The sequence below is a fragment of the Faecalibacterium sp. 7 genome (genome assembly GCF_049562865.1).
In the GTDB taxonomy this organism is placed as follows: Bacteria; Bacillota; Clostridia; order Oscillospirales; family Ruminococcaceae; genus Faecalibacterium; species Faecalibacterium wellingii.
In genome coordinates this window covers 2,871,569-2,885,626 of record NZ_CP186911.1, presented here as the reverse complement: position 1 = coordinate 2,885,626, position 14,058 = coordinate 2,871,569, and the positions used below count along the sequence as shown (strand labels likewise).

At 32.9% G+C, this 14,058-nt stretch carries 11 protein-coding genes; all 11 read left to right on the top strand.

What is annotated here, in order from left to right:
- Positions 1-16: 16 nt before the first annotated feature.
- On the top strand, positions 17-1,147 hold the full coding sequence (locus ACKXF7_RS14450; RefSeq protein ID WP_226839714.1) for a glycoside hydrolase family 99-like domain-containing protein: 1,131 nt from the start codon (positions 17-19) through the stop codon (positions 1,145-1,147).
- Positions 1,148-1,173: 26 nt separating this feature from the next.
- Positions 1,174-3,141, top strand: a complete 1,968-nt coding sequence (locus ACKXF7_RS14445) for a capsular polysaccharide synthesis protein (RefSeq protein ID WP_349935304.1) — start codon at positions 1,174-1,176, stop codon at positions 3,139-3,141.
- Complete coding sequence (locus tag ACKXF7_RS14440) at positions 3,138-4,241, top strand: polysaccharide pyruvyl transferase family protein (protein ID WP_349935303.1); 1,104 nt, start codon at positions 3,138-3,140, stop codon at positions 4,239-4,241. Before ACKXF7_RS14445 ends, ACKXF7_RS14440 begins: the two co-directional genes overlap by 4 nt.
- A gap of 158 nt (positions 4,242-4,399) precedes the next feature.
- Positions 4,400-5,584: a glycosyltransferase 61 family protein gene (locus tag ACKXF7_RS14435; RefSeq protein ID WP_423741692.1), complete on the top strand. Its 1,185-nt coding sequence runs from the start codon at positions 4,400-4,402 to the stop codon at positions 5,582-5,584.
- 424 nt (positions 5,585-6,008) lie between these two features.
- Positions 6,009-7,208: an O-antigen ligase family protein gene (locus ACKXF7_RS14430; protein ID WP_423741691.1), complete on the top strand. Its 1,200-nt coding sequence runs from the start codon at positions 6,009-6,011 to the stop codon at positions 7,206-7,208.
- 131 nt (positions 7,209-7,339) lie between these two features.
- A complete protein-coding gene (locus ACKXF7_RS14425; RefSeq protein WP_423741690.1) occupies positions 7,340-8,878 on the top strand; it encodes a lipopolysaccharide biosynthesis protein in 1,539 nt (512 codons plus the stop codon).
- A gap of 406 nt (positions 8,879-9,284) precedes the next feature.
- A complete protein-coding gene (locus ACKXF7_RS14420; protein WP_423741689.1) occupies positions 9,285-10,673 on the top strand; it encodes a hypothetical protein in 1,389 nt (462 codons plus the stop codon).
- Positions 10,674-10,686: 13 nt separating this feature from the next.
- Positions 10,687-11,559, top strand: a complete 873-nt coding sequence (locus ACKXF7_RS14415; protein WP_423741688.1) for a decaprenyl-phosphate phosphoribosyltransferase — start codon at positions 10,687-10,689, stop codon at positions 11,557-11,559.
- 23 nt (positions 11,560-11,582) lie between these two features.
- A complete protein-coding gene (locus tag ACKXF7_RS14410) occupies positions 11,583-12,146 on the top strand; it encodes an HAD-IB family phosphatase (protein ID WP_423741687.1) in 564 nt (187 codons plus the stop codon).
- 6 nt (positions 12,147-12,152) lie between these two features.
- The gene (locus ACKXF7_RS14405; protein ID WP_349935296.1) at positions 12,153-12,584 is read left to right on the top strand and encodes a GtrA family protein; all 432 of its coding nucleotides are present in this window, start codon (positions 12,153-12,155) and stop codon (positions 12,582-12,584) included.
- Positions 12,585-12,846: 262 nt separating this feature from the next.
- The gene (locus ACKXF7_RS14400; protein WP_423741686.1) at positions 12,847-13,848 is read left to right on the top strand and encodes an alpha/beta hydrolase; all 1,002 of its coding nucleotides are present in this window, start codon (positions 12,847-12,849) and stop codon (positions 13,846-13,848) included.
- Positions 13,849-14,058: the final 210 nt, after the last annotated feature.

Below are 14,058 nucleotides of genomic sequence, written 5' to 3'. Positions count from 1 at the left end.
TGGAAAGGAAATCAAAATGAAAATTATTACTTTTTATCTTCCTCAGTTTCATGAAATACCAGAGAACAATGAATGGTGGGGAAAAGGATTTACGGAATGGGTAAATGTCAAAAAAGCACAACCTTTATATGAGGGACATGAACAGCCTCGAGTACCTTTAAATGAGAATTACTATAATTTATTGGATCCCAACGTTCAAGTTTGGCAAGCTAAAATCGCAAAAGAGTACGGTGTATATGGCTTTTGTTATTATCATTATTGGTTTAATGGAAAACTACTTCTTGAAAAACCTATGGAAAATATGCTGAAGAATAGAGATATTGATATTCCGTTCTGTGTTTGCTGGGCGAATGAACCTTGGACTCGTGCATGGGTAGGCGAAACAAAGGTATTAATTCCGCAGCTGTATGGTGAAAAAAGAGAATGGAAAGAGCATTTTGATTACCTATTACCATTTTTTAAAGATTCTCGATATATTTGTGATGATGGAAAACCGCTAGTGGTAATATATAGACCTGAAGTTATTGAATGCCTAAATGAGATGTTAGATTACTGGAATGAGTTGGCAATTCAAGAAGGATTTGAGGGGCTGACTTATGCATATCAGAATATTGACTTCGATTTGAAAGCAGATAAGGATGATTCGCGTTTTAAATATAATATCGAATTTCAACCTTTATATGCTAGACATGATATGTTTAAGAATAATCATAAATATATTAAAGCTCTTAGAAGAAAAGTAGCAGCATTTGTAGAAAAAAACTTTGGTTTCGATTTAATGAGATACGGTGTCGGATTCTTCAATAAAAGCAATCAAATTAGTTATGATGAGGCGTGGAATAAAATTCTCACAAGAAAGCCAGAAACAGAAAAGAACGTTCCTGGTGCATTTGTTGGATGGGATAATACCCCACGCAAAGGAGAGCGTGGAGAAATATTTGTTGGGGATACACCTGAGAAATTTGAAAAATATTTAACACAACAGATTATCAGAGCAAAGAATATTTACAGCAAAGATATGATTTTTATGTATGCATGGAATGAATGGGCAGAAGGTGGATATTTGGAGCCTGATACAAGAAGTGGCTATAAAAATCTTGAGGCGATTAAGAATGCTTTGAAATCAACAAATGAGTTTCCATGGTAAGTGTGTGAAACAAAAGAAGGTAAAAAATGGAAGGTAAAATATCAGTTATAGTTCCAATCTATAATCAAGAACGGTATCTGAATAAATCGATATCATCAATCATTAATCAGAAGTACACTAATCTAGAGATTATTTTAATTAATGATGGATCTACCGATTCGAGTATAGAAATAATTGATGACTTTGCTTTAAAAGATAGTAGAATTAGGGTTTTTTCAAAGCCAAATGGTGGATTAGTAGATGCTACGATTTATGGTATTAATCAAGCGACAGGAGAGTATATTGCATTTCTTGATCCTGATGATTATATAGGACCACTGTATCTTTGGGATTTACTGTCTCAAATGGACGATGATATCGATTTTGTAGCATCAGGTTTTTATAGAAATAATAATGGCCAATTCATCCCGGTCATATTATCTGAAGACAGTAAAATTGTTGGAGATCAATTTCAAAAATTAAGGGAACATTATTTGTTGGATGGAAAAATTGATTTCTCCGACAAAATTTTTATCTCTAGGTGGAATAAGCTTTATCGCGCAAATGTTGTGAAAACTGTTGCGGCGCCCTTTTTCAATTATCGCGAAGTCACTCTTGGTGAAGATTCAATATTTACATATCTGATGTTATCTCATTCAAGAGGGTGTAAGACGATAAAGGGCCCTAAAGACTATTTTTATAATGTGGGCAATCAAAATTCTATGATGGTTAGTAATACCATAGAACGTCATATGGAAAAAAGTAAATTAGCATATAATTCTTTGAAAAATCTGCTAATAAATGAAGGCTTATCTACAAAGCAAGCATATGCATTATATTTTTTTGAAGTTGAATCTGTTTTTGAACGATTAATGAAGACTGACTTTGAACAATTTCGTAAGTTTTATTACCACCTTCGAAAAGATGAAGTATATACTACATCTTTAAAATTGTTTAGGGACTTGTCGTATTCGGCAAAAACTTGGATTCGCATTTTTGGTAGATTATATTTTCCAGCTTTTCTATATTCATACATTAGATTAAAGTTAAAATCAGACTTAAGAACAATAAAGTTGTTCCTTGGTAATACAAGATTTATACTTAAATATCTTGTCAAGAATGGCCTGGTTAAAACACATTATCAAATTAAATTTAGAAGAAGACGAGATAATAATTTTAAGGAAATTAACAAATTCCTCCCAATTATTGATTCGAGAGTTAAAGAAATAATTACTTCATATACAGGCGGCAAGACAGAGTTGAATGAGTGTCCTGTATGTAATAATATTTTTTTATTTTGGTGGGATGGGTTTGATACGGCTCCTGAATTAGTTAAGGCGTGTACGGAGACGGTGTACAAGTACTATCCAGATTGCGCGATTCATCTAATTGATAAAAATAATTATAGAAAATTCACTGATATTGATAATATTATTCTCACTGATTTTGAAAAGGGGAAAATATCCATACAAGTTTTTTCGGATATATTGAGATTTAATCTTTTAAAAAATAATGGAGGAATTTGGATTGATTCAACGATAATGTTTTTTAATAAGATGGATCTGTTGAAAAATCTAGATAATAAGCCAATTGAATCTTTGGAATTTTCTTCGACAAGATATTTTATGAAATATGAAAAATACAATTGCTCGTGGTCTGGATATTTTTTTGCTTCTAGAAAAGGCTCTCTCTTTGTAAAAGTCGTTGATGAAGTATTTAGAGAATATTATTTAAAGTATAAAGACTATTCGACATATTTTTTCATTGATATGGTTTTAATGATGTGTAAAAAATATGGCCTTGATGATAATGCATTAGATAATATTCATTTTGCAGACGGAGATATGATGCTGATGCTGAGAACATTAGGTGACGAATATAATAAATGCTATTTATCTCAGTATGAGGCAGTGCCTCAAAAGTTAGAGTGGAGATATAAGGGAAAAGGGAAGAAAAACACAAATTACTGTCATTACATTCAAAATGGCATTCAAGATCGGAGAAGCGAAACATGAATGATATTAATATATTAACATTTTGGGGAGTGCCAAACTATGGAACGTTTGCACAGGCTTATGCATTACAAGCAAGTATTCAGAAAGCTTACCCGGAGTATGATGTAAAACAGATTAACTATCTATGCCAGAAACACTATAAACAATATTATTCTAAATATCCGATAGATCCTATATGGAAAAAAAACTTTTATAAATCACTGGGTAAATATTTAAATCCATTTTCGGATTATCATAAACGACGTAAAAATTTTCCGAGGGATTATAATATTATTCCGCATACAGAACAGTTTACAGCAAGTCAGCTTTCATTATATGAGATGGACTGCTTAGTGCTGGGGAGCGATATTATTTGGGATTATTCATTTGCTTTTTTTGATAATGATCCATATTTATTTGGAAATGGATTGAAAGCAAAAAAGAAGGTTGCCTATGCATGTTCATTCGGTACGGTATCTAAACATAATAAACATCCAGAATATGTGATAGATGGAATAAAGGATTTGAATTATATATCAGTTCGTGATGAAAATTCTGCGGACATTGTTGAAGAGATAACAGGGGTTAGGCCGCCAGTGGTATTAGACCCAACTTGGCTGTGGAATTTTTCTAATGATAATAATATAATTAAACCTAAATTTGATAATTATATTATTGTATATGGGGTTTTATTTACCAAGGAATTTATTAATCAGACAATAGAATATTCACATAAAAAAGGATATAAACTGATTTGTCTAGCTTGTAATGATGATAAGTATGACTGGTGCGATGTTCTAATCCAACAATCAGAATTGTCAGTGTTTGAATGGTTAGGATTATTTAAGTATGCAGAGAAGGTTGTTACAAGTACATACCATGGGTTGATGTTTGGATTGATTTTTAATAAGCCACTTGCTTTTTGTAAGTCTGATTTTATTGTCGCAAAAGCTGAAAGTTTTCTAAAAAAAATAGGGCTGTATGATCTATATGTTACTGAGTGCAGCTCGGTTGAAAAAATGTTGGGCTTGGAGTGGGACTATCAAACAATTAATCATATTATCGAAATCGAAAGAAATAAATCAATGCTCTTTTTACATAAAGCCTTGAAAGGTGATTGATATTTGTGTGTTCGCCTAGGAAGCATACTTTATACTAAAAAGCATATCATTAATTTTATTGGTGATAAAAGTTTAATTGGTGGTATTCTGCCTAAAATAATTCCGTTTATTTGAAATTATATATATATATGAAGAATTGTTACAAAGAGGTTATTTAAATGAAAGACTATATTACTAAATATTTATATAATGATAGTTACATGAGAAAGTATCTTTCGGATACGCAATATAAGGGCATTGATAAAGAAGCACCTTCTTTTTTTAGAGCAGATGATGTAACTATTTTACCGACAAAAAAGGATCCTGATTTGTTTTGGGGAAGAGGTGGTGCAATAACTAATGAAGGGAAATTTATAGAAGCATCTAGAGTAGGAGATGCATTTGGAGGATATTATGATTTTGAAAAAGAAAAAGTGCCTTTTTATAGAGAAACCGTAATATATATACCGGTTATTCCAAATCATTGGGGGCATTTTTTGTTAGATTGCCTATGTCGATTTTGGTTTATTAATGATGATAAGTATAAAGACTATAGAATAGCGTTCTGTGGTTATAATTGGTCCAATAATCAAGTTGAGGGGAATTATTTGGAATTGCTTCATCTAATGGGGATTGATGATAGTCGATTAATCTATATAAAAGACCCCTGTTCCTTTGCCTGTGTATTAATACCAGAGCCTACGCTAGGATATACAATCGCAAATTCTCACTATCGAAATATTATTGATACAATAATTGCAAATGTATATAAATCCGAAATCATAAAAAAACTTCAACCGTATGAAAAAATTTATTTTAGTAGAGCACATTTTTGGAGATCAAGTATTAGAGAAGTAGGAGAAAAAGAAATTGAGAATCAATTTGCGATAAATGGGTTCAAGGTTCTTTCGCCAGAACAATTAAATGTGTATGAACAGATTTTCTATATAAATAATGCCAAAATAATGGCATGTACAAACGGAACTCTTCCGCACAATTCCATATTTAGAGGTAAACATGATTTTGAGCTTATTATTTTGGCGAAGACACCGGTAATCAATCCGCCACAATTTGTGATTGATGATTTGTTCGATATAAATAGCGTTTATATCGATTCGTTTCGAAAGATAATGAATTATTACGCGCCGACGTATGGTGAGGATCCTTTTTGGCTGTCGGATAACAATAACTTGGAAAAATTCTTTTTAGATAAAGGATATATATTTGAAAAGAAGGGAAAAATCACTTACTTCGCAGTGACATGTAAACAATTCTTCAGATTTGAATATTTGTTGGTTAGAAAAAAATTTTCTAAGAACAGATACTTAAAAGCATTAAGAAATATTGTTTATGATGGTTGCTAATATTACTGGCTCTATGAAAACATAAATGACATAATTGCAGTTCGAAATGAATTTTTATATAAAAGGTATTATTCTAACAAGAGATTCGGACTAATGTTTTTGCCTTTTCTTTGAATATCAAGTGCGATCAACAATATCCTGGGTGGAATATATATATATATAAGCGTTATAATTGGGATAATATATGCGAAGATTTTTAACAATAAAAATTTAGCAGTCAATATGACTGTTGGTATTAATAGGTAATAAAGAATTTCCTCTAACCGGAAGATTAAATTGACTCAAGGGTGCGTTACGTCGCATTTTTAGTATATCTTTAATTGAGTTTGGTTGACAAGGGGTGTAAAAGGGAGATATGAGGGCTTGGCATTTACTAGGCGAAGAAGGCTGACAGAATATACTAAAAAGGAAGAGGTATAACAAATTGGAATTGGTTGTAAAAAAGCAAACAGTATTATATGTTTTGCTAATATTTCCTATTTTAAAAATTAATTATTTATTGCATTTTCCGCTCTTTACACTAATTTATCAGTTGATATTATTGTTTGATTTGGTATATTGCGTTATTTTGTATTTGAAACGGAAACAAACTCCAGCTGAGTTTGTAGTTCTTTTTCTTTTGCTTGAAATATGGCTTTATATTCAAACTTACATTAAACAAGGAGACATTCCAGAAGTAATGAGAGTGGCTCGTAGTGTAATATGTATCGCTATGATTTTTGATTTATTTAGCAACAATATCAAAAGTTTAATGAAGTGTTTATATTACTATTTTTTTGTTTTTGCAGTAATAAATTTATTACTTATGATATTGTTTCCTAACGGAATTTATTCCGTGTATTCAGCTGCCTATAGCACGAATACTAGAGAGTGGCTCTTCGGAGTTGGCAATGTTTCAATATCGTGGCACTATCCAGCGGTGGTTGTTGCTTGGATTTATTCGACTTTGTTAGGAAATAAGAAGTATGGATGGTACATGAGTGCTGTCGCGCTGATTTCACATTTGATTGATGGATCGGCAACAACAATAGTTGGGATTTTAATTATACTTATTATTCAGAATATTTCTTTTTTTAAGAAGATTCTGAAGCCAAAGATAGGGTGTATTTTGGTAGCTGCTGCATTTGTTATTGTTGTTGTGCAACAGAAGTTTGATTTTTTGCAGCCATTTATTGTAGGATTTTTAGGAAAAGATATGACTTTTACTGGTCGACTTATGATATGGAAGAATGCTATTAATGCAATTTTGAAAAATCCAATATCAGGGTATGGTGTTATGTATTCTAAAGATATTCCTAGTTTGCTAGGGATAATGCCTGATGTGGATTATATATGGGCTGGTGCAACACATTGTCATGATAATTATCTTCAGATATTATTTACCGGAGGATTGGTTGCAGGCTTAATATATTTATTGTTGTACAGATCGGCGATTAAACAGTTGACTCAAAATTGGGAACACCCTGTTGCGAAAGTTATTTCAGGTTGTTTGTTTTCTTTTTTTGTGATTCAAATTTCAGAGGCGTTTGATAACTGTATAATAATATATTTGGTTATAGTGTTAGCTGTAAATTCGAAACGACTAATTGAGGCATATCAAGAGCCGGATTATGAACATGTATAAATTGTATTTTGGACTGTACAGAATTGCCACAGCTGCATTACATGGATTTCTAGTAAGGCCTCCTATGACATTTTGAAGCAACTGATGATAAAGGAGAGAATAGAAAGTCCCCATATTAAGGAGTGTAAAAGGTGAAAATTAATCGAACAAAAAACGCAGCAAGAAATATGGTGATGGGATTTATAAATAAGATTATTGTTCTACTTTTACCTTTTTTAGTTAGAACGGCATTTATATACAGTCTTGGAGCAGAATACTTAGGCTTGAACAGTCTATTTAGTTCAATCTTATCTGTATTAAGTGTGGCGGAGTTAGGGTTTAGTAGCGCTGTTGTTTTTAGCATGTATGAGCCTATCGCCAAAAATCAGCAAGCAAAAATTTGCGCACTTCTAAATTACTATCGGTCAATTTATCGGGTAATTGGAACCGTTGTCTTAATTGGTGGAGTGGTTTTAATGCCATTTCTGCCGAGATTAATTAATGGAGAATGTCCGGACGAACTCAATATTTATATATTGTTTGCCATGTACCTGTTTAATACTGTTTCTAGTTATTGGTTTATGGCTTATAAAAAATCAGTCCTTGAGGCATTTCAAAGAAATGATTACATATCGTTGAATGATACGATAACTACAGGATTAACAAATATTATTCAATTAATTCTTCTAATAGTATGGAAAAGTATCTATGTATACTATTTTTATGTTGCAACAATGCTGGTTTTGACGATTATAAATAATATTCTCAATGCAAGAATTGTAGGCAAGAAGTTTCCACAGCTTAAATGTGAGGGAAAGGTAACATCAAAGGACAAAAGGGAAATTAAAAAGCAAGTATCCGGTTTGATGGTTTCGAAGCTGTGTTTCATGACACGAAATTCGTTTGATAGTATTTTTGTTTCAGCTTTTATTAGCCTGACGATGACTACTATTTACAATAATTACTATTATATAGTAAATGCGATCGTTGGAGTGATGAACGTAATCACAAGTGCAATGATAGGTGGTATTGGTAATAGTATTGCTGCAGAATCGAAAAAGAAGAATTATAACGATTTTACTGTGTTTAATTTTATATACATGTGGATTTCAAGTTGGGCGACAGTTACTCTTTTTTGCCTTTACCAAAATTTTATGGTTTTGTGGGTTGGTGAAAAATTAACCTTACCACTCCTGGCTCCAGTTCTTTTCTCAATCTATTTTTATGCTCTAAAAATGTGTGATATTAGAACCACATATACATCCGCAGCTGGATTATGGTGGGAAAATAGATTCCGTGCAATATGTGAGACAATTGCAAATATCATATTGAATTATCTTTTGGTGCAGATTTGGGGTGTTTATGGTATTGTGCTTGCCACAATTATTCCATTGATTTTAATTAATTTTGGATTCGGAGCACAAGTCCTATTTAAACATTATTTTACAGATGAAAAAATTTCCAAATATTTTATTGATAATTTGGGTTATGCTGTAGTTACAATAATCTCAGTGGTAGTTACGTTTAAAGTTACGACTTTTATAGGTGATTACACTGTGGCGAATTTGTTTATAAGAGGAATCGTTTGTTGCATTCTCCCCAATATTTTACTTTGGTTTGCATATTTTAGAACTTTGAAATTTAAGATGGCAAAGGAGTGGGTCCTTACAAAAATAAAAAGGAGACACTAATCAAAAGCTTGTTCTAAGAATATATTATTGTATAGCAAAAAAGTTGCAGTTTTTATTCAAGGTGAAGGTTATATTACTAACAATATTCCGAAATATCATGAGTATTAGAAATGGAGGTTATTATGAATTCTAATCAAAAATCTCTGGGGGGGGGGCGACGCCTTTAAGAGATAAAAATGTAATTGTTAAATTATTGCTCTGGTGTTCGCTGTCAGTATTTATAGGACTAAGTGCTATATCGCAAGGAGGCGTAACCCGTTTTATACCTGGCATTTTAGTCTCTACAACAATCTTGTTTTATTTGATTGTAATTCGAGCAAATAGTGTAACCTATAGTAGCTTGAAGCAGTTTAATACTAAAACAGGGGTGCTCAGCATTGCTTCGTCAGCTGGAACTTTGTGTTGTGTGGCTGATACAATTTATCATATGGTAATGAAATCTGGAGCAATTAGTAAGCTGATGAGTAAAGGTATTTCTACTACAACTATACAAGCTGTTGTAGTAATTGCTTTACTCACAATGTCGTTTATTGCAATGTATGGAGTAAGTGTGATTTTTAATTACGTTCTTTCTAACGTTGTTGCATTAATCGACACGATTATCGATAATAAGTATGAAATTAATAATATAGTTGCTATCGTTGTTTGTGCATTGTATTTTTTTCTGATTGTTTGGGTTTATAGAAATACTACAGCTTTTTATGGATCAGGATACAATGATGTGATTTACGGAAGCGATTCTTGCACATTAACTGGTTCAAATGTATGGCTATCACTTTTTCAAGGGCAAAATGACTTAAGGCAGCCTTTATATATGCTTACGGCGGCACCTTTTATGGGCATTGCATATATACTTGGCATTATTTTGAACTGCTTTTATGTGAATGGATTGGCTATCGCGTATGCGTTTGTTCAGGCCTTGCTGCTTGTGTGGAGTATTTGGCTGTTAAGCCATCTGATTTCAGACAATGATATCATTAGATCTTTGATTATACTGATTTTAAGCGTCTCTTATCCAGCTATTGTCTTTTCTTTATGCTTGGAACAGTATGTATCTTCTTTCTTCTGGTTGATTATGGCTGTAGTAGCCGTTATGTATGATCAGAAAAAGGCAGATTTGATGATCATAGGGGCTGCAAATGGATTACTTACATCAGCTTTTATGGTTGTTTGGAAAAAAGCTAAGTCTTTCATAGAATGGCTTCAAAGTGCATTCAAATGCGGAATGATGTTTCTTTTAACATTACTTGCATTTGGTCGTATGGACATTTTTCTTAATATAAAAGCCAATCTAGCAGAAATCTTTCAGCATACAGGTAAAAAGCTAACAATTGTTGACAAGGCTTATCAGTATTCAAAATTTGTTGTGGATTGTTTTGTTGGACAACCTGCTGTTGAAAAGGTACATAAAAGCGGATTCCTAATTTGGGGGTCTAGTGAGTCTACCACAATTAATGTTGCTGGAGTTATTATCATAGTTTTGATAGTAATAGCCATTATTTGGAACAGAGAGTCACTTCTGTGCAAAATTTCAGCATCATGGATTGGTTTTTCTGTGCTACTCCTGTGCGTGCTGGGATGGGGAACTAGTTCTAATGCTCTTTTCCTGTATTCATTGTACTTTTCATGGGCTTTTTGGGTGCCATTCTTTTTAAGCATTCAGAGAATTTACAATAAAGGCTACAAAAAAAGTGCAATAGTAATATTGACATGTCTGTTTATTCTAATCGCAAAGCTTAATATCGCGGAGTTTATCCGGATGCTGAACTTTGCAATAGAAAATTACCCGTTATAAGGAGAAAACAGACATGTTGAAATATTTGCTTAAAGAGATGCGAGTGCATCATTATATTAAAAATTTTCTTGTTTATGCAGCTTTAGTTTGTAGTGGAAAGTTTTTTGATGCAGAAAAACTTATGCCTGCCACACTGATTTTTGTGGCTTTCTGTTTTACTTCATCAATTGTCTATATGATTAATGATATTAAGGATGTAGAGAAAGATCGAAACCATCCAACGAAATGCAAGAGACCGATTGCGGCCGGTAATATTTCTATTAGCTTGGCTATATTTGTCTGCGTAGTTCTCTTTGTAGTAGCTACTGTATGTTGTATAGCTTCCAGGAGTTTAATGGCAAGTTTTTTACTATTTCTATATCTTTGTTTGAATGTTGCCTATAGTATGGGCCTAAAAAATGTGCCGATTCTTGATGTTTCCATTTTGGTATCTGGCTTTTTACTCAGACTAATTTGCGGCGCAGTAGCTGCTGATATTGTTGTTTCAAATTGGCTATATCTTACGGTCATCTCGTTAGCTTTTTATCTGGCGTTAGGTAAAAGAAGAAATGAATTAAAAAAGACTGCTGGAAATACTCGTAGCGTATTGAAAAAATATCCTGAGAGTTTTTTGGATAAAAATATGTATTTGTTTTTAGCATTAGCAATTGTATTTTATGCGCTTTGGAGTGTTGATCCTGTAACAATAGGCTTTTATGGCTTGGCAGCTAAAGGATTGGTGTGGACTGTTCCGATACTTTGTTTAATCACACTTAGATATAGTTTTGATGTTGAGGGCGATTCAGATGGTGATCCTGTCGAAGTAGTCGTTCATGATATTCCGCTGATGTTGTTGTGCGTAGTATATGCAATGTGTATGTTCTTGTTGCTGTATGTATTGCGATGATTAATTAGATGGAGGGAAATAGAGTGAATGTATACGATTTTGACGGAACAATATACAATGGAGATAGTTCAATAGACATATATTTCTTTCTCTTGAAAAGATATCCTAAATTGATTGCCTACTTTCCAAAGCAGATGTTGGGAATAGTTAAATATAAATTACATCTATCCTCAAAAGAAGAAATGAAAGAAATGTATTTTTCTTTTTTGAAAGGAATACGAACAGACAAGACTTTTGTAGATGATTTTTGGAAACAAAATCAAAATAAAATCAAGGAATGGTATTTAAATCAAAAACGTAAGGATGATGTTATTATCTCTGCCTCACCAGAGTTCTTGCTTAAACCTATATGTGAGATATTAGGTGTGGAAAATTTGATTGCAACGAAGGTGGAATTATCAAGTGGTAAATTTTTATCTAAAAATTGCCACGGTGCTGAAAAAGTGATCAGGTTTAAAGAAGCCTTTTCAGAAATGGAAATTGATGCATTTTACTCTGATTCGAGATCCGATACATATATGGCCAAACTAGCAACCAAAGCTTTTCTGGTAAAGAAGAAAAGTATTATGAACTGGGAGCAAGGATAAGCATATATGAATACGATAAAACGTTACAGGGAAATTATTGTATATTTGTTTTTTGGAGCATTAACAGTCCTGCTGAACTGTGTTCTTTATGTATTATTTAACCATTTTTGGGGATATGAATTTGCAAATGGTATAGGAAACGCCCTTGCAAATTTTATTTGCATTCTCTTTGCATATGTAACAAATCGAACAGCGGTTTTTTGTAGCAAAAGTTCAGGAATTAGTGCAATTAGAGAAATTGTGTGTTTTATAGTTGGTAGATTAGGAACCTTGGTTTTAGATACAGGAATAATGATTTTTGCAGGAATCTATATTGGAGCACACTATATACCTAACGAGTATCAAAATTTGTGGGGTATGGCGATGAAGTTATTAGCAAATATTGTTGTTATTGTACTAAATTATATTCTTAGCAAATTGGTTGTTTTTAAGAAATAGGGAAAATGAAAACTGTACCACCCTTATTGTGGGTGGGTGTCATCCTAAATCAACAGCCTCCACGTGGCGGATGATGGGCACTGAAAATAGTAGGTGGCAAAGAGTTGAGAATTGTTTGAGAAAAAATGATGGCAAAGAAAATAAGATATAAAGGGGTATATTATGAAAGGTATTATTTTAGCAGGAGGTTCAGGCACACACCTGTACTGCGCTATAGCGGGAAGATAGCATTTATGATAAATATTGAAGGAAAGTGATGTTTATGAAGCAAAGAGTAAAACAACTTGCAATAACTGAGAGATCAGTGAAAATGAAAAAGATTGTTGCAGTAGTTATTATAATGTTTATTTTTTCGATAATAATTTTGGGGGAAGGAAGTAAATTAGTGTTCCAAAAAATTTGTGAACGAAGAGAAACAGCATGGCCAGATTTGGGAACAGCAGATGATGAGCAATATGAGTGGCTTACCGAAGCATATAAAATAAAGCGAAAAAATAATGAAAAAATTGTTATCTTGGCTTCTGATGGAACAAAGTTGGAAGGTCATTATTATGAGAGAAAGAAGAATGCTCCATTAGTAATCTTCTTTCATGGGTTTAGAGGTCATAGTTACGTGGATGGTGTGCCGATTTATAAAATTGTGCAGAAAGAAAAATGGAATGTTTTACTTGTTAGTATGCGTGCGCATGATGAAAGTGAAGGAAATATTTTCACATTGGGAGTGAAGGAACGTTATGATTGTGTAAATTGGGCTAATTGGGCTGCAAAACATTTTGGAAGAGAAACACCGATATTTCTTATGGGAATTTCAATGGGTGGAGCAGTGGTCACAATGAGTAGTAATTTGAATTTTCCAGATTCTGTTTGTGGAATTATTGAAGATAGTGGATTTACAACATCAACAAAAATGTTAGAGTTAAATTGTAAGAGCCATTTGCCTAAAGGAATGCCAGTAGAGGTATTCAAAATTTTTGCAGATGTGGGAATAAAGCTTTGGGGAGGATTTAATTTAAAAGAGGCTGATGCTTGTAAGGCGGTATCACAGACAAAAATTCCGATTTTAATTATTCATGGTGATATGGATAACTTGGCACCATTATATATGGCAAAAGAAATTTATAATAGTTGTAAAAGCAGTAAAGAAATTTATATAGTTCATGGAGCTAATCATGCAGAGAACTATAGAAAAGATCCGGAAGGATATGAGAACGTAATAGCACAGTTTGTGGAAGAACATTCAGGAGCCTTGAAGAAAGAGTACTAAACTGTAAACGCAAAATGAACTAAATATGCCCCAAAAGTTGAATGCTGTCGAATTAGTGTCTGTATTAGGAAAAATAAAACTGTGTGAATTCTCACACGGTGGCTGCTCAAACCTTCACACACCTCTTCGTGGTGAGCAGTAGGCAACGATCTATGATCGGCAGAGATGTGAAGAATAAAAACTATGATAAAATCAATTTGATAGAAAAAA